The organism is Pedobacter sp. GQ55 (genome assembly GCF_059758925.1).
The window spans coordinates 165,889-185,771 of the sequence record NZ_JCAXEI010000001.1 but is presented as its reverse complement, the minus strand read 5'-3'; the positions used below and the strand labels follow the sequence as shown (position 1 = coordinate 185,771).

Genomic DNA, 19,883 nt, shown 5'->3' with positions numbered 1-19,883 from the left:
CTGTTTAGATTTTCTCTGTTTTAATAATATGGTTACCTGAGGTAAGCTCAAAAGACCTGAAACCATCCTTTAAACCTAAATCCTTGATTTGGTTTGATTTATCAGTTATATTTTTTGCCTCATTTTCCTGTAGCTGAAGTATAGCCGTACAATTAGGAGGCACATTTATGTTCACGGTAAGTTGATTATCTGTCCGTTTCCATGCAGTTTTAATTAAACCGGCAGGTGATTGCATATCGGCTTTGGCCCATTTCATTTGCGTGGCTGTTAACAGTGGGGGGCGAACGATGAAGCGTTGAAATCCGGGTGCTTGGGGATCGCGTTTTATACCAGCAACTCCATCAATATACCAGGCGCCGGGATACAGGTACGAGCTATGTAACAGAGAATGTCCAGGCAGGTCTTTTTCCCACATTTCCCAAATGGTGGTTGCACCGTTGGCTTTCATATAACCCCAGCCCGGATAATCAGTCTGCGAGGTCATGGCATAAATAAGATCATCGCGTCCGGCGTCTCTTAGTACTTTAAAGAGCATTGCTCCACCTGTAATTCCTACGTTGATGTGTCCTTTATGAACCACCAGAATCTCATTCTCCAGCCGTTTCATGATTAATGGTTTCAAGTCATCAGGCATTACCTCACCCAATAAGGCCGCAGCAAGATTAGACATTGATTTATCAGAATAACTATGATCGTCTGCATTGTAAAATTTAGCGTGAATTGCTGCGCTTGACACATCTGCTTGTTTTTCCCACTGTTGTGCTTCTTTATCTTTATGAAGTACACGGGCAATTTTAGCAGCGGTACGCAGGTTAAATATTCTATAGCAATTGTTTAAGAAAACGGTTTGGGGCTTATTGTTATTCATTCCTTCGGCTGTGGCCCCAGGCCATAGCCAATCACCCAAAAAATCCCATGATCCGCCAAAGCGAACCAACATATCATCTTTAGTATTAAGATCCAAAAATGAAAGCCAGCCTTTGATCATTTCAAAATTCTTATCAAGCACTCTTTTGTCGCCTTCATGCTGATAAATAAACCAGGGCAGAGAAACTACTATGCCGCCCCATGCTGGCCCACCGCCACCCATGTAAGTAGGTGCTGTATGTGGCAAAACGCCGTTATTCATGATACGACCACTCATTATACTTTTGCGGGCAAAGTTTTCGTCGTACATGTTTCCTACCAGAGATTCGGTGCCTTGTACATCCCTCCAGTCTTCCATCCATTTGGTATAGAATGCGGCCATATGATAATTGAACATTCCTGTTTCGCAAGTTGCATGTGCATCGCCTCCATAGCCAAGTCTTTCGCGTTGAGGGCAGTCTACAATATAACCACCTATTGAAAGATTTTGAAAGGTCCATTTTATCGTATTATATGTCCAGTTTTGCAAAGGATCTGAACATTCAAAAGTGGCAGCTTCTTTGTAATTGGTACGTACCATCCAACCACGGATATCATCAAGTGACGGCTTATTTTTTAAACCCGTAATAGTAACCCAGCGACCTGAGCTATAATTAAAGCGATTATGAAAAGTCCCCTCTCCTGTTTTCCCAATAATAAAAGCGCTGTGGTTACTGAAAGTGATATCTGATTGTTCTCTTTCTGAAAATAGAAATTTCACCGTATCCCCTTGCTTACCTTTTACTTTAATTTCTGTCCACCCTGCAAAATTTACACCCATATCTACACGATATGTTCCATCATTTCTTTCTACAATTCCAATTGGTTTTATTTCATCGAAAACACGGTTGGGTTCTATTTTTTGAGCGGAGAGGATTAGTTTAGGCTGATAGGTTATTGCCTTATCCCATGTTGTTTCATCGCAGGCAGTGGTGTTCCAGTTTGCAACTTCTTTATTTGCATCCCAAATCTCTCCTCCCATTCTATTAGAGTCCCATACACCTAATAATTTATTAGGGCTTTTATGCGTTTTCCAGGTTTCATCAGTACGTATGACCAGTTCAGGTTTTGATAGTGGGGTGGCGTTTTTATTGCTATAAATTGAAGCCTGAGCAATTACAATCGGGGTATTTGGCCTGTCTTTTACGATATAGGGCCCAAAAATAGACCATGAGGTGCCCAACCAGATCGTGATTACGTTTTTACCCGCTTTAAGTTCTCCTGCAATATCGTAGGCTACATAACGCGCCCTTTTCATATGGTCGGTTACGCTTGGCGCCATAACATCATTACCTATTTTTTTACCATTTACATATACCTCATGGAAACCTACAGAGGCCACAAATATGTTTGCCTTTCCTGGTTTTGTTTTCAGTGTAAAGGTTTTGCGAAGCCATGGATCGGAGATGTTGCAATCCTGCTGACCAGGATCAAAAATCTGGTCTGTGCCAATCCATTTTGCCTTCCAGTCTGTTGGTTTAAGCAAGCCTGTTGTCCAGTGAGCGATCTTACTCCAGGGTGAAATTTTGCCTTTTTCATCTTTAACGGAGACTTTCCAGAAGTAGATTTTATCTGACACAAAAGACTTTCCTTTGTAGGCTATCTGCTGCATTTGCGATGAATTTACCCAACCAGAATCCCATACATCACCCTTATTAAGTTTAAGTCCGCTTTCTGTTGATGCGACTAAAATCCTGTAAGCTGTTTGTTTTTGCCCAAATGCAGCACTGTCGGCAGCGGTAAGTGTCCAGCTTAAGCGGGGTTGTAATTCATCCAGCCCCTTCGGGTTGACCAGGTATTCACATCTGGTATCCCCCGGAACAACAGAACTGCTTATACCGGTTATTTGGGAAGCGAAAACCGTACCCGATAAACACAGAAATAGCAATACAATAAATATATCTTTAGTTGGTCTCATTGATTAACATTTGGTTTCTTAAAATACCACAATTATAGCATAATGGCAACCTGTACTGTCCAGTACGCTTAGTTGTTGGTCCATATGCAGCGGTAATTGAATCGTCTGTTTGGAGCAGTATCGCCATCAGTACACAATGATATCGGATCTTTAAGATCGGCTGCGTTGTCACTCCATTTGAAATCAAATATGAATTTATTGCGGCTAAGGCCCAGGAGTTTTCTAGGAACAGCAACTGCCAGTGTGTTATCATTGCAGTTGAATTTCAAGTCTGCGACCTCAATCCATGGACTTTTAGTATGTGAAGCATCAAAACGCATGAGGGTAGTAGTCTTGTCGTCCTTAACTTTTTTGTTGATCAGATAATCGTATCCATACCAGCCGGTCTCAGGATTATTGTCCGCGTCAATCAGCAGTAACATCCAATTGTTGTCTGTATGCGAAGTAATCTTGTCTGTGGTTTCCACGTAGAAATTAATGTTGAGGCGATCAACAGCTATTTTACTGGTAACGATGTCATTCCTGCCGGAGGTATTTTTATAGTGCAGTGTTCCATACCCATTATAATCCCGGTGTGTAACATCGTTCTTTGTATCGCGGTATTCCACATGAATGTTTCTCCAGTCGGCAAAATCTCCATCTATCTTTACTTTGGATATTCCTTTTAGGTCAGGCACCGGGCGCACTCCTTTATAGCGGCGGATATTTTGTGCCATCTGCATATAATAGTTATCGGTATACCCACCCTTCATTGGCTGAATTGCGCGATTAAATTCAGCATTGTATTGATCAACAAAAAAATAAGGACTTTTCCTGCGCATGAAATCGGTTGTTTTGCCTCCATCAGGTTGATATTTACCTGCAGTCCATTCGTTCCAGTCATTTATGTACAGGAATTGGGGGTCAGATTCAAGTGCTTCTTCCCATCTGTCCTGAAAATAAATACCATAACCCTCTGGATTAGAAACGGTTTTCTTTAACCAGGGTACATAGGTTGGCCCGGGAAGATCATATTCATTTAAAGGTGGCTGTCCTGTTTTTCTGGACCAGGATTTCCCAACCAGGCTGGAAGGGTGCTGCGCCGGTGTAACGGCCGCTTCTTCTTTTTTCCCATTGTGTGTTGATACAAGATCATCCGGATTCATGGCCTGCACGTTTTTGTTTCCAAGGTCATAACCAAAGCTCCAGTTGTCTTCGGTTCCAACAAACCTTTTGCCTGCCCATTGGTAATAACCCCACCACATTGTGCGCAGCGTAAAGAAGTTTTTCACCTCTTTGGTATAATCTTTATAAAATTCTTCTGTGTAGTCAGGATCTCCATAATGCGGATTTTTTGTATTGTTTTTCGCATCCTTATCGTAATGTGGATTTGGCTGTTTTGCATCCTGTCCGTTGGCATCATATTTTGGTGTCCCATTATACAATAGCAATGGTTTGTCCCCCCAATAGAACCACAGGTCCTTAAAACGGTTGCTTTTATAAATTTTGTCATATAAATCCTGTACAACGGTGATTACAGGACCATTAAATGCCCAAAAACAGAATTCAGGCACTTTGTTGCCCTCAGCCTTCAATTTCTGCATGGTGCTGAAAAGCACCTCCCACTCGTCCCAATACCGGACTGCGTTGGTAACATCCATGATCAGGACATCTACTCCTGCGTCAGCAAGCATTGACATGTCTTTCCTGATCACATATTCATCCTTGCTTAAAAAATAACCTGTTTCTGGTTCAGCCCAATGATAGGATCCGTCTGCCCAAAGTGGGTGTTGGGCATCCAGCCTGGCACTGGGATCTTTTGCCAGTACCTTGGTGACATCTGCAGTATAAGTGCCTGACTTTCTGATATTACTATCGCTGTGCCAGGTGATGTAAAAAACCCCTACGACTCTTTTTTGGTCCTTTTTCACCTGCCCGACCTCAGAAAAGCCCGGCATTTTCCGCCCCAAAGCATCTGTGGCCACCCATGTATCAGGATAGACATCCCGGTAGTAATTGTCGTTATCTGCTTTTTTTTGAGCCTGGCTTTCTTTTACCAGCGACATGCTCATTCCAATAAATAGCAGAGAAATGAAAAAAAAATTAGGTGAGGTTTGATTACTGCCCATAATATAAAACATTTCGTTGATTATTCTATTTTGCCGTATACACGAAATTGAACCTTCCGCCTGGCGCCGTGTCACCGTTAACGTAAAAATCCATGATATTTCCGTTGTCCTGCATGTTGTCATTCCATTTAAACTCAATATCGATTTCCTTTCCCTTTGACTTAAATGCACTTCGTGCTATTCCAAGTTCAAGTTTGTTATTGCTGACGGCGAATTCTGCTTCAGTTACCGGTTCCCATTCCCATCTTCCACCTACATTTTTTTCAACTATCGCTTTGTTCCCTTTCGGGCTTACCCTATTTACGATCAGATCGTATCCCTTCCAACCCGTTGACTTATCGCGGTCTGTATCAATCAGGAGCATCATCCAGTTTCTTTCGGTCGGCGCTGTAAGTTTATCTGCAGTTTCCACATAGAAATAGATCTTATTTGCATCCCGAGCTACCTTTGATCCTATGATGTCATTTCTTCCGGTATTGTTGGTATAGTATTGATCGTAGCGACCTCTATGATCACGATGCATCGTATTGCCTTTGTAATGCCGGAAATAAGGACTAACATCCGACCAATCGCTTGCCTTACCTATCTTAATGGTTTTAGGAACTGATGAAGCTTGTTCACGGCTCATGCCTTTAAATTTCCTTACATTATCTATCAATTGCATATAATAAACATCTCCTTTATCTCCCCAACCTTTGTTGGGTTCAATGTCACGGCTGTGATCCCAGTCAAACTGATCTACAAAAGAAAAGGGCTCCCCCGTCCAGTTGTCTTTTGGCAGCCATTGTCCGGCCGTGAACTCGTTCCAGCCGGTGACGAATACCAGTTCAGGATCAACTTCGAAAGCGCGGTCCCATTGCTCCTGGAAATTCCAGCCATATAAATATCCATCGATCCTTGGATCAAAGCCTTTTCTTTTGGTAAAGCTGCGTCCGTAAGATCCCGGAAGATTAAAAGCACTGCAATGACCGTTAGTAGAGGGACTCGCATTTTGTGCCACTCCGACTGTTAACTGTTCAAATTTTCCGTTCTTATCTTTTACATATCCATGCTGGGGATAATTTTCCAGCCAACCCCATTGATCGCTCCTTTTCGGGCCGTCAACATAGTCAGGCTGCCCTGGTCTGAAAGTAAAATATCCGGCAATTTTTTTGTCTTCCACGGAATTGGTCAGGTTGTCTGGATATGCCATAATACAGGGCTTCCCTTTCCATATAAACCAAAGATTTTTATACAGATTCGCCTGATAAACATCTTTATAAAGCTGACGAAGTGAAATCAATGAATTTGGTGCGGCACCAAAAGGGAGCATAAAGGCAATTTTAGGCACTTTTACGCCATCTTTCTGAGCCTGATCCCAGGTTTTCATTAACGCCTCATAAGATTTTTTCCAGGTTAAACTGCCATTGGTACAATCAAAAAACACCACATCCACCCCGGCATCGGCAAGCATTTCGGCATGCTTACGCAATACCCATGGATCTGTTGTTTTGTAGTACCCCAGGAGCGGCTGCTCCCAGAAAAAGAATCCGGGTTGTTTGTTTCCCCATGCAGGATGATGATAATCCTTCATGGCCTCTGGATTCTTCCTGAGGATATCTGTAATGTTTTTTACCTGATAGGTGGTATCGTCATCTCCCTGGTGCCATGTCCAATAGAACATGGCAATAAACTTGTCTTTTTTCTTTTCGCCGGCCTCGCTGTAACTACGAACCTTTCGGCCCAAAGCATCAGTTGCAGCCCAACCATCACTATTAACGTTTTCCTTTTGGGAATAGCTGATTAATGGCAACAGCAACATCACCATTACGGGCAAAATTCTGGTATCAAAGATTAATCTCTTCATCTCATTGAGTCAATTTAAAATTCATTTTTTATTTTCCAGCAGATGTTTTAGGAAGCCAGGTAACTACACGCTTTCCATTCCAGCTGTTTACCGAGGAGTAGTCAACCATTTTAATAAAGCCATTTTGCGTTGGAATACGGAACAGCAGCCTTAAATTTTCAGGTGCAGTTTCCGCGGCAACATCGACATATCCATTTTTAGTCAGAATTTGTACGGGTTTATCAAAATCAGGATCAATATTTTCGTCTCTGGCAAGCACAATGGGTCCTCTTATAAGCGCCTGAAAATTGTCGCCTTCGCGGTTACTGCCATGTGGTGCATCTATGATTCGGCAACGCATGTCGAATTCCAATTCTATTTGGTCACCTTTTTTCCATAGCCGGCTAATGGTTTTGTATGTTCCAGGGTTTGCCATTTCCTGTTTACCATTTACCTTAAGACGGGTAACTTTACTCCAACTTGGAATGCGCAACTTGATGGAGAATTTTTCTGTTTTTTCCGGTTCAACCCGGATAAGGATCGCGCCTGTTTTGGGAAAATCAGTGATGATGCTGAGTTTTACTTTCCCTTTAGCAGGTGTAGTGATGACAGCCTTACCTGCATTGTACAGATTGATTACAGGGCCAGATTTTGAATTCATTACGGCAACAAAGGGTATATAGGCCAATCCCATAGGGCCATTCAGATTGCAGCAGGTTACCTCTACATTGTTCACTTTCCCTCCCCAGCCATGCGTATTCGTTTTAACTCCATTCAGCAAATTAACATAGCTAAAACCATCGCCTTCGGGTTTCATAGCTCCGATTAGGCCATTGTAAACATACTTTTCTATTTCATCTGCCGCCGATGGATCACCAGTTAACCTTAATATCTGGCTGCATAATTTTATCCAGGTTACCCCCACACATGTTTCCATCATTCTGCTCACATTCGGATTTGTTTGTTCAAGCGCAGTGTTATCCCAGGCTTCGCCATATACTGCCGGATGATAAGGTAGATCTCCTCCCCCATTCCCTATAATGGTTATTTCGTTTTTTCTGATATTCTGATAAAGATTTAAAATGGCAGTCTTCCAGCGCGGATTACCCGTTACCCTGTAGTACTCAACCAATCCTTCAAAAAGAGACATCATTTCGTAAGCCTTTGGATATGGCCCTCCCATTTTATGAGGGGCTACACTATTGTAGGCCTGCTCAATGATATTGTATCCTTTGGCTCCTCCTTCTTTCTCTACAATATATTTGGCAAAGTTTAAGTACCTGGTATATCCAGTGAGTTTATATAGCCTCATAATTGGCTCAAGTATGGTGCTTGATTCAATATGATTGGGACTCCAGCCCTGATCTACAATTCTGACTTTAGGCAAAGGCCCAATTTGCGCGACTAAAACATCCGCCTGACTGATCATGGCCTTAAGCACTTCCGGATCTTTTTTTACCTGCATATAATAGCCATCCATCCCAAGCAAAACATACTTTCTTTCCCATAAATCGCCTCCCGGTCCATCGGGCTGTTTACTCACTTCTGAGGCACTAAAACTTCCATTTGAGCGCTTAGTGCTTAGCATATCTGCTACTGTTGCCTGTAATATCTTTTTTAGTTCCGGATCCTGAGTATACCGATACAGCATACATCCGGATCTAACTGCCTTACCCCACATTTCACCTTCGGCAAAGTACCTACGGCCGTTGCGTTGCGTTTTTACAAAACCGGCGTAGGGAACTACTCCTTTATTCCAATGGGCTATAGAATTTTGAATATCATTCTCAAGATAGCCATGCAGGTGAATTGCATTATCCGGTAGTGGAGTAAATGCATCTTTAACCTGTTGCGCCTTAGTCTGGCAGAAAATGGCGCAAAGTAATCCCAGTAAATAAATCTTAGATTTCATCAGTTGACAGCGCTATAAATGAAATTAAAACGACCACCCGGGGCTGCATCCCCATTTACATACCAGTCCATCGGATCGTTATCGTTTTGCATATTATCAGACCATTTAAATTCAAAATTGAGGGGTTTTGCTACGTTTTTAAGATAGGGTCTTGGAATCGTAACCATCATTTGATTACCCTTAACGACGTATTTTAAAGTCTGTATATCTTTCCATGCCCCATCTATGTATTGTTGTAAATTGCTTCCCCCTGCAACTCTAACATCATAGCCTTTCCAGCCTGTTTTAGCGCTTCGATCTGTATCCAGATATAACCTCATCCAGTTACTGCCTGAATTGGACGTGATATCGGCTACGGTTTTAACAAAGAAGTAAATGTTTGCTTTATCGTGCGCAACCCTCATCTGCTCAAAATCGTTTCTACCTGTTGCATTGGTATAAACAATAGCCGGCTCTATCGGGGTACCTGGATGGTTACGTTCCTGAGTGTCGCCGGTATAATCCTTATAAACGGGTTGTACTGATGTCCATTCGCCGAGCCCTTTAATTGTTTTGGGTAGGTCAGCCGAAGGATTTTCGGCTACGCCTTTGTACCTTCTTATATTGCCAACCAATTGCATATAATAGTTATCCTTTAAGCCCGCGGTAAGCGAAGGTTCAATATCCCTGCTATATTCTGGGCTTGCCTGATCGCAAAACCAGGAATGTTCCGGATTATCATCTTTGCTGGTAAATTTTCCGGCTATCCACTCATTCCAGCCTGTGACATACACAAAGGGGGTATTTTGCTTGATGGCATAGTCCCATTGCTCCTGAAAATTATAGCCATAAATTACATCTGTTGCAGGGTTCCCGGGAGACCCATTATGATAGCTTCTACCCCAATTGTCTTTGTTCCCGTAAAATGCCGAACCACCCATCCCTGCTGTTGGATTAGGGTGCTGTGCTACTGAGACATTGATGATTTCTATTTCTCCTTTGGCGTTCTTGTATGTTTTTTGAGGTCTTACAAATTCAATCCATGGCCAGCTGTTTGTTTTTTGAGGTTCGTTTGGCCACTGTGACTCCCTGTATGTGAAAGTATTTTCATAATTTTTTCCCTTAGCTTCTGCAGATATTCCAATGATAAGGGGTTTACCATCCATTAAATACCAGCATTCGGGGTAACGATAAGGGGCGTCTGGTTTATAAAAATTATTGTAGGCTTCCTGCATGGTCTCGCCTGATGAGGTATTGGTATAAAACACTATTTTAGGCGGGGTTTTACCCTGCGCCCGAACCGCATTCATGGCCTTCATTAACACGCCTGCTTGTTTTGGATAAGTTAAGCGGTTTGTTGCATCAATTACAAGAAGATCCACACCTGCATCAGTTAGCAACTGAATACTTCTTAAATGCACCCAATAATCATTTGCACTATAGTATCCATAAATAGGTTGCCCCCAGTAATACATCCCCCCGCTTCCCCAATACGGGTTATCAAAATCATTGAGTACTTCGGGGTGTGCTTTTACGATTTCATGAAGGTCCCAATATTTGCGTGGTGCTGTTTCATGCCATAAAAAGTAGAACATGGCAACAGTTTTTTTTCTAGGATTTCCTACCTCCTTATTTTGAGGAAGAACTCTGCCCAGGTCATCAGTTCCGGCAAATGGCTGGGCGCTTGATAAACCAATACCCAATAATGCAAAAAGTATGATAAAGTAAACAGACCTCATAGGATTTATTTTTTTACAAATGCCCTTTTTAATACGTTCAGATAACCCATTTTATGTAAGGTATCGGGTTCGAGATAACTTCCTTCCGACCACTCATTCCAGGCATTGATGGTAATTAATTTGCGTTGTTTTGGATATGCATCTGCAAATGTTTTTGCCTTTTCGACATACTTTGCAAATTTTTCAGGAGCGGGATTATTTATATAACCGGTTTTATAAGGGAACCTTGGATTAGCATCCCAACTAATTGTGAGATTAGGGAAATAAGGAATGGTAAAATCGTTACTAAATCCTTGCCACATATTGGTAGACAGATCTGCCCATTTCTCATAATCGCCATCGGGGTTTTGTAAATGAGCCCAGCAATAATTTGTTAAACTGTTAAACCCAAAATACTCCATAACTTTATTCTGTGTTCCAATTTTTTCGCCCGGCACCCCCGCAATACTTGAGGGTAAAGCCTGCCAAAGAATTCCCTGTAAGTGCAGTCCGGGAAACCCTGCAGCAATCGTTTTTTCTCTGAAGTAATCCAAAGCTTCTTTGGTTTGCGTTGCACCGCCTAATCCCGCTATCAGTGTATGAAGTTCATAGATGCAGAATACCGGGGCACCATCAATCTTGTAATAACCAGGATCTTTGAAGTACTTCTCTATCACTCGGTCAACCACTATATTAAATTGTTTACGGTCTACACTACCTTTCCAGATCACCGAATCTTTTTTCGGGTTCTTGCGCTCCCAATAAGTTGTAGCATCATGATTTGCCCACATCAGGTAAAACTTCATCCTGCCTTTGTTGGCTTTTAAAAAACCTTCATTGATACAATCTTCCAGGAATGGTTTTCCCTCATACCAGTACCAATCGAAGATAAATGTGTTCACTCCGTGATCAACGGCGGCAGTGATCTTTTTATCCATATCTTTTGGGTTTGCCTCGTCCAGATATCCCCAGAGCGGAACTTTTGGCTGGGTATGTCCTTTTTCTTTAGGTTGTGCTTTATAAATGATCTCCCACTCTCCTTTTTTCTCAGGAAATAGAAATTCTGCTCTAGGCTCATAGTGGTAGGCGGGCCAATAGAATGCAGCTACGTCATAATCCTGGGTAATTTTCTTTTTGATGCCGCACGATTGAAATATAGTGGCAATAGCTATTGCTATTGCCAAACAGAAGAGCGATTTATTATAAGATAATGACTTCATAATAAATGTTGTGTTTAATACGGATTTATTTCAATAGATACCGGCCCTGTTAACCCTGAAGGATGCAGCGGGCTGTCTGCTTTGTACGGATTAATATAAGACCAGGTTTTACGTTGATCTTCTGACAATTTTAAATCACCTATCAATCGGTTTACCCAGGTGTTAACCACTTTTACTTCCAGCTTATTTTCGCCTGCCAATACTGCGTCGGTAATATCTACTTTGTAAGGCGGGGTCCATACACCACCAACATCTTTACCATTAACCTTTACTTTTGCCAATGCAGTAACCGCACCCAGGTTTAGATAAATACGTTGCCCCGCAGCTGGTTTCTTAATCTCAAACGAAGTATTATATAAGGCACTCCCAGAATAATGAGCTATTCGTGTATCTGAGTGTTTTGACCAATCTATTAATGTTTTGAATATCACAGGTTCCTCTGGGCCTCTACCCTCTTTATCAAAATTAACGGTCCATGGGTCCGTTAATTTAATTACATCAATTGGCGCAGGGAAATTGACCTTTTTCTCGGCCGAGGCATTACCTGCCTGGTCTTTTCTGAAGATTATAAAAGCACTTTCAAATGCATCGAGTTTTAAAGGAACAGATGTTGTATTTGGTGTGGAGCTATACTCCGGAAGATCACGCATTTTCCCGGTTATAGCATTCCACAATTCCGGTGTTTTTCCACTAACCCTAAATGCAGGATTAATGCTTATAGGTTTATCACTCTGATTAGACACGAAGTAGATCTCACCATCATTAGTCTTTCTGTGGATATACAAGGCCAGATCATTACCAACGGTTTTAAAATCTGGAATCACGCCTATTTTATCTAATGCCTGTTGTAAATCAAGGCCATCCATTACCAGGCCTTTACCATATTCATTTGTTTTAACACCCTGTCCATCAATTTTTCCCCAAACTTCGTTGGCAAGTTTTTTCACATTGCCATCTGCAGTGCTGTAGTTTTCTAAACTAGGTGAGCGTTTTGGTTTTGGACCCAATATTACTCCGCCTTCTTTTACCAAACTTGCTATTTTCTCCAGTAATTCTGGCCTCATGGTTTCGAGTGCAGGTAGTACCAACACCCGATAAGACATGCCGTCAGGAAGTACAAATTTGCCATCCTTAACAGTTAATCGGTTAATGATCACCTCTGCATTGATGTAATCAAAGGAATAACCTGCCGGGAGCTTAGGGTCCTGTATTCCAGTCATTTTTGGTGCATCCTCTCCAATGAAATAGGCTACATCTGCAACATATTTACCTTGCTGCAGCATAAAATTACTACGCTTAAGATAATGGATAAACATATCCATATCGTAAAACCAGGTATTGAAACGGTTAAACTCATTACCAAACCATGCATTAACACCCGGTTTCCTATCCTCATATGGTTGTTGAATATAAACGTGAAGCAGCGTATTGTTGATCCCTTCGGTAAAGAAGCGATCACCACGTTGTTTCATCATTGCCGGATAACGGCCAAAGGTATTTCCTGCAGCAGTAAATGATTCTGCAGACACTTTAGTTTTACCATAAATATGCGCCGCTGACGATGCTGCTCTGTTCTCTATGTTACCAAGTTCACCTTCACTCCAAAACTCCCCACCTACTTCATCAGATTGTCCGCCGTATTGAAGAAATTCTCCAGGGAAACCCCAGTGTCCATAATTTTCAAGCCAAATGGTTAACCCATGTTTGTGACTTACATCTCGCAATCCGCCAACATATTCGTAGGCAACATTATCTGCTACAAATCTTCTAAGGTCCCACAGAAAGCGATCTGATTTATCCTGACTTCCTACCACGTGCCCATACATAACCGGTATAAGGGGCATGGGATCATATCCGTAACGCTTTTTAAACTTAGCTATAAAGTCATCTGTCCAGTTTTGGCCACCCATTTCATAGCTATCCTGAACTGCAACTTTCCATGTTTTACGGTCTTCGGCGGGAATTCTTCGCTGAATTTCGCCCATGAATGCATCAAAGTGTTTTATCACATGCTCATGATTCATTTTGTCTACCTCTAGTCCGGTTCCTTCTGGGGATGCCGGGCTATTTTGAACACCTGTGGGTGCCATTCCTGTTCGCATTACAATCCATTCGCCTTCGGGAACATCCCATGTAAGTGTACCATCGGCCGACAAATTTGAACTGATATCTTTTATTGAGCCTTCATCGACAAGCAATGCTTTATCTGCTACTTCTTTTTGTTGAGCCCATTGGTACTCATGCCAATAAGGAAGTGGGGTTGGGTGCATTTTCGCTAGTGTTTTTTCGATGAACCTTTCCACCTTTGGCACCGAAGAAATTTCCAGTTCAGCAATGCTGGCATCCTGGGATATATTGGTAAACGTTAGACGAAAGGTCTTTGACGTTACTGCATCAAATGAAATGATAACCGGTGCAAACTGAGCAAAACCTACATTTAATGCATTGTTGCTACGATCTACCTTAAACTGTTTTATTTCGCGATAATTGCCATTATCCAATGCCTCTATTTTCACATCCATGCTCATGTTCTTTTTTGATGGATAGATGGTTAAACTTCTTGCAGTATAATTTTCTTTGGCAGCTATGGTAATAACAGCAGGTTTACCACCGGGCAACAATGCTTCTGTCTTCTGATTTTTATCAAGGGCATTTGCAAGGTTTTTTATAGCCGGATCTGAGGTAATAACAGGCTTTAAATCGGCTATACTGCTTCCGTATCCTTTTGGTGCTTTAAAAGCAAGTAGTTTAACATCCTTAAAATTTCCTTGAGGTTTATTAAGCTTTTGCGAAATCTTTGCAGGCCCTTTGAACACAGTTTCTGATGATGCCAGGTAACGCATTGCCTGTTCAGGTTTAACCCAGGGTCCGCCCGACTGGCTCCAGCCAGGACTATTAAACATTCCTATTTCTATCCCTAACTCCGAAGCCGTTTTTAAAGCAGTATGGGTAATATCCCACCATTCATCAGAAAACAACTTGACCTTTCCATAGGGAACTTCTCCGGTTAACCCTATATTGCCAATAAAAGCACGGTTTATACCTACTGCTTTCATTGCCTTTAAATCGTTTATAACCCCTTGTTTAGAGATATTGTCTGAAATCCAGTACCAATAGACACTGGTCTGTATTGAATCTGGAGGTACTATAAACCCACTCTCAACTTTAGTGAAAGCAATGTTTTTGTTAGTACTCGAACAAGCGGAAATTATTAAAATTAATACCGGTATCACAAAGTGGGCAAGGTGCCCCCATACAGTACCCTTAAAAGATCTGATGCTAGAATTCATAAATGGTTTCATTTGGTTGTGTTAATAGTTTCGGTAAAAAAACTATTAGTTAATGTACCAATACTATTAATTATTTTAATAATCAGCAACCTGTACTATACTGCTCTTATTGTAACTTTTAGGATGCTGTTAATCAAGCCATCCTGGGTTCTGCCAATTCTGTCCGGTTAGGTTAATCATCTTATCCACCTCAGCCTGATCTATTGGGTACAATAAATATTTATCGGACCAGGCATTTCGGTTGGTAAATTTGAAACGACTAAAAGTAAGGTTTGAGCCTTCTTTAGTAATCCTCATTCCGGTAACAAATTTATCTGTCTGATCAAGGATTTTCCATCTTCTGACATCAAAAAAACGATGGCCTTCAAAAGCAAACTCCACCCGTCTTTCATTACGATATTTCTTTTCGAATGCTTCTTTTGACATCCCGGCAGGAAAAGCAGGCATGCCCGCTCTGGCGCGTACAGCACTAACTGCCTCACGGGCACTCAGGGTAAGTCCTCCAGAGGATACTCCAGCATCAGGTCCCGCTGACTGATATGCAGATTCTGCAAAGTTCAGATAGAGTTCGGCCAGACGGAAGATCCTAATAGATCCGTCTGCATCATTGCTAATTCCGGATTTATAGTTGTTGAACTTACGAAGATAATATCCGGTTCGGGTACGTGTTCTTTCCGTTCCTGAAATTCCTTCAAGACCGCCAACAAAGGTTTCCACTTTTTTACCGTTAGGATCATTCAGATTCCTTACGGCACCGTTATAGTATATAGATGCATAGAACCTGGGATCCCGACCAATGTACGGATTGTTTGGATCGTAACCGGATGTTGGGTTTACTGTCGGAATAAGATTATCTGTTCCTGAATATCCGCTTATAGGCGCTTCTCCATTTGCCATTTCATAACTATCTACCAGATCTTGAGTTGGGCTAGGACCAGTCTTTTCCATTCCTGCATTTGTTGGCATACCGGCCAGCTTCCATATTTGCAGTTTACCACCCCCATGAAAAATTGTTTCTTTATCTGTAGACCTTTGATCATTAGAACCAATCAGGTTGTAATACGCATATGCATTTTGAGCGACATCTGCAGCCGGAATCTGGACAAATAGCTTATAGTCGTTTGCCAGGCATTGAGCAAGCGCCTCTATGTTTATAGTTGTAGCATCAGCCCATGAGTAAGTTCCATCAGCCCATAAAGGACTTGCGGCATACGTAACAGACTCTGATTTGATGGCATATGCGATTGCCCTGGTCATGATACCATACTGGTTATCGTAAATATCCCATGAAAAACCATCACGTCCAGCTGGATAGGATAAAGCTTTATCGCAATCGGAAAGAATGAGTTTCACAACCTCCGAAAAAGTGGCTTTCTTATCCTTAGAGTAGTCATAGTCTACTCCTAAAGGTTTATCTATAAGAGGCACTCCTCCATATCTTTTTATCAATTGCAAATAATAAAGTGCACGTAAAGTGTATGCTTGAGCTGTCCAGGCACCTTTCTCTGCATCTGTTGCAAATACCGTTGCCGTTTTTATATTTTCTATGAACACATTGCATTTACGGATTCCCTCGTAAAGCGTACCCCATGGACTACCATCTGCAGAATACTGAGCATATGAACTGGAAGTTATGGATCCGCCATACCAGGCGGCATACTTGGAACTCACCACATTGTCATCTGCATCCTGAGATTCATCTCCAAAAGATGCTCTATCGGTATTAGGGGCCGGACAATATCCATAACATGAATTTAGATACCCTCTTGTCCTGTTATAGTCGCTGAATACCTGCTCCATAGTTATCCTGCCATCGGAAGGCAAATCCAATTGTTTATTACACGAAAACAGAATACAAGCTGTAATTATAATTATAAATTTTTTATACTTTCTCATCGCAATAATTTGTTAAAAAACAACATTTACACCTATGTTAAATACCCTGTAGACCGGAAAAGAAGTATAACCCCCACCTTCCGGACCAAAATCTTTCGACTCCATTTTATCCCAGGTAATCAGATTCTGTCCGCTAAATAAGAACTTGATTTTTTCTGCTGAGATGGCTTTAGACAGACGGCCAGGCAGCGTGTAAGAAAGCTCTACATTTTTAAGGCGTAAATATGATCTGTTATATTTATAATAATCGTTTATTTCCTGACTTGAGGACTTAACTGTTGACAATGCAGGAGCTGTTATTGTTTCACCGTTTTGGTAGCGTTCCGGTGTCCACGCATTTTTATGCAAAGAACCATATATTCCATCAAAATCTGCTTCCCAAACACCCTGCCCAACAATTACTGAAGAATACTGGCCAATTCCCTGTAATAAGAAGCTCAAATCAAAGGATTTATAGGTAACACCTCCTGATATCCCGTAGATAAACCTAGGAAGTGCTCCGGTACCTATTGGGGCCTTATCAGCCTCATTTATAATACCATCATTATTTAGGTCCTGATATTTAAGATCCCCCAAACGTGGATTACCAACTTTATACTCAATTCTGTTACCATCAAGTTCTTGCTGAGTATTAAAGAATCCATTGCCATTACTATAATCAACCAGGTATCCAAATGTTTGGCCATAAGAATAGCCCTCCTCCTGTTTTCTATAAATGTAATCTTCGTTTCTCAGTGGCTCATTTATATTAATTACTTTATTTTTCGAATAACCAATTAAACCTCCCAATGATATTTTCACATCCTTATTTAAAGCCTTAGTATAATTGGCGGTTAGCTCATAACCCTTGTTTTCAAAAATACCTGTGTTTGTTTTAGGGTAATTATTCAAAGGTATACCCTGATACAAAGGAATAGCAGATAGCGCGCTAACCACCATGTTATTCATGCGCTCTTTAAACACATCTACAGTAAAAGATAAGGAATTAAATAGTCCCAGATCTAGCCCATAATTTTGTTTTGTAGATATTTCAGCCTGTATATGAGGGTTTCCAACAGTTCTTTCGTCTATAATATACTGAAGGGAACCAATTGGCCCTCCTCCTCTAACGGTTACTTCATCAAGATACGCGAACCGGTTTAAGCCACTTTGGTCGTTTGCCGTTTTACCATAAGAAGCTCTTAATTTAAGGTTGCTTAGCCAGGATGCATCCTTCATAAAATCTTCGCTTGACACTTCCCAGGCTGCAGAAATTGCTGGAGTAAACGTGTAACGATCGCTGCGGGCATATTGTTCAGAACCTGAATAGCCAACATCAAATTTAACATGATATCTGTTATCGTAGCTGTAGGTTGCTTCTGCACCCGAGCTTACACGGTTATAAGGCAATAACCCCGGGGAACCTGTATCTGCCTTTGTCAGATTTTGGAAGAACATATAGGCCATACCTCCTACATGGTGCTTACCGAAATCCCGGCTGTAATTAAGTGCTCCATTATAGGTTAGATGATAATAGTATGAACTTCCCTTGCCATATGCCAAAGGTGTATTGTTCTGGTCGCCTTTTCTATTAAAGATTGGTTCTTCTGGTTTGGTATTATCTCTTGTCCAACGTTCATAATCCTGAGTAGTACTTAAACTACCAACGGCATTAGTCTGATAAGCAACTACTCCAGTTAAATTTAGGCCTTTTGTAAGGAACCCCATGTCCAGATCTAGTCCAAACTGTGAGGTGATATTGGTAACCGTATGTCTTACGTATCCGGATCGGTTTAACATCCCATAGGTTGGCGCACCCACATTACTCGTTGTAATCACCTGACCATCCGGAGTTAACGGACCATATACTGTTGGTGGTATCTGAAAAAGGCTGCCATATATTGTTGAATTTCCGGAACCGGGGGTACGTTCTCTTTTAATATTACCGCTCAAACGGATAAATGCCTTAAGATACCGGTTCAGATTCATATCAACATTACTGCGATAATTAACCCAAACGTTGTTTGCATTAGAATTGTATTTATCCTGATCAGTAATAAACTGACCGCCCTGATGCATGAAGTTCACATTGGAATAGAATTGTACTTTTTCGTTTCCGCCGGTAACGTTGACACTTGCGCGCTGCATCGCTGCGTAATCGTAAAAATACCTATCGTACCAATTGTTATTGGGATAAAGGTCATTCCCGCCTAAGCGAAAGTTTTCAATCTGCTGATCGCTAAATAACTTTTCCTTCTTATCATTAACCAATGCCTGATTTCTCATCGATGCGTAATCAGCAGCACTGTAAAACGTTGGTGTGGTTGTTACCTGCTGTATGGATTGATCGAAAGTTGTTTTTATTTGGACATTACCTTTTACCCCGCGTTTGGTAGTAATAACGATTAATCCATTTGCGCCCTGAATGCCATAAAGGGCTTGGGTAGATGCGTCTTTTAGCACAGTAACAGATTCGATTTCATTTGCACTGATGTACTCAAGTGTTTGATTGCTGTTATAAGCACATATAATTCCATCAATAATTACCAGTGGTCCGTTGCCTCTTGCGGCAGATAGCCCTCTGACATAAATATTGGTAGTTGCTCTTGAAAGCTCTGAGTATGTTTCTTGTGTGACTAAGCCTGCAAAACGACCGGCAAAACTTTGGGTAAGATTTGCTACAGGAGATTTTTCCAGCTCTTCGCCAATAACTGTTGCTACCGATCCGGAAATTTCATGTCGAAGCTGTGAGGTATATCCCAGTTGAACTACATCATCTTTTTTATGTATATCTGGCTTTAACTCAACATCAATCTGAGCTTTCCCATTAACAGCTATTTTTTGTGTAGAATAACCAGCATAGGAAAATATCAATGGGCTATTCACATCCAGAATTATGGTGTACTCGCCATTTGCATTTGTTGACGTTCCTGTTTCTCCATCCCGGGAGTTTACTGTTACACCAGCAAGCGGTCTTCCAAATTCATCCTTCACTATGCCTTTCACAGGGACCGATACCTCTTGTGCGCTGACACTTGTTCCTATGGAAAGCAAGAGTGCCAGCAGCAATGTTATTTTGATCATTAATTTATGTATCATCTGATTTATCATTGAGGTCTATTAAAAACTATT

Annotated in this window: 9 protein-coding genes; all 9 read right to left on the bottom strand. The window is 41.4% G+C overall.

Annotated elements, in window-relative coordinates:
* Positions 1-4: 4 nt before the first annotated feature.
* Positions 5-2,824, bottom strand: a complete 2,820-nt coding sequence (locus AC6CH7_RS00730; RefSeq protein WP_498260849.1) for a family 78 glycoside hydrolase catalytic domain — start codon at positions 2,822-2,824, stop codon at positions 5-7.
* A gap of 68 nt (positions 2,825-2,892) precedes the next feature.
* Positions 2,893-4,932, bottom strand: coding sequence for a glycoside hydrolase family 71/99 protein (locus tag AC6CH7_RS00725; RefSeq protein WP_498260848.1), 2,040 nt, complete (start codon positions 4,930-4,932; stop codon positions 2,893-2,895).
* Between the two features lie 25 nt (positions 4,933-4,957).
* Positions 4,958-6,778, bottom strand: coding sequence for a hypothetical protein (locus AC6CH7_RS00720; protein WP_498260847.1), 1,821 nt, complete (start codon positions 6,776-6,778; stop codon positions 4,958-4,960).
* A gap of 28 nt (positions 6,779-6,806) precedes the next feature.
* A complete protein-coding gene (locus AC6CH7_RS00715; protein ID WP_498260846.1) occupies positions 6,807-8,669 on the bottom strand; it encodes a beta-L-arabinofuranosidase domain-containing protein in 1,863 nt (620 codons plus the stop codon).
* Entirely contained in the window at positions 8,669-10,387 is a 1,719-nt protein-coding gene (locus AC6CH7_RS00710) for a hypothetical protein (protein ID WP_498260845.1), read from the bottom strand. The genes AC6CH7_RS00715 and AC6CH7_RS00710 overlap by 1 nt, the downstream gene beginning before the upstream one ends.
* A gap of 5 nt (positions 10,388-10,392) precedes the next feature.
* Positions 10,393-11,586 carry a glycosyltransferase WbsX family protein gene (locus AC6CH7_RS00705; RefSeq protein ID WP_498260844.1) on the bottom strand — a complete coding sequence of 398 codons (1,194 nt, stop codon included), beginning with the start codon at positions 11,584-11,586 and terminating at the stop codon, positions 10,393-10,395.
* A gap of 14 nt (positions 11,587-11,600) precedes the next feature.
* A complete protein-coding gene (locus AC6CH7_RS00700) occupies positions 11,601-14,876 on the bottom strand; it encodes a glycosyl hydrolase (protein ID WP_498260843.1) in 3,276 nt (1,091 codons plus the stop codon).
* Positions 14,877-15,005: 129 nt separating this feature from the next.
* Positions 15,006-16,772 carry a RagB/SusD family nutrient uptake outer membrane protein gene (locus AC6CH7_RS00695; RefSeq protein ID WP_498260842.1) on the bottom strand — a complete coding sequence of 589 codons (1,767 nt, stop codon included), beginning with the start codon at positions 16,770-16,772 and terminating at the stop codon, positions 15,006-15,008.
* Between the two features lie 12 nt (positions 16,773-16,784).
* Positions 16,785-19,850 (bottom strand): SusC/RagA family TonB-linked outer membrane protein, encoded by a 3,066-nt coding sequence (locus AC6CH7_RS00690; RefSeq protein ID WP_498260841.1) that lies wholly within the window; start codon positions 19,848-19,850, stop codon positions 16,785-16,787.
* Positions 19,851-19,883: the final 33 nt, after the last annotated feature.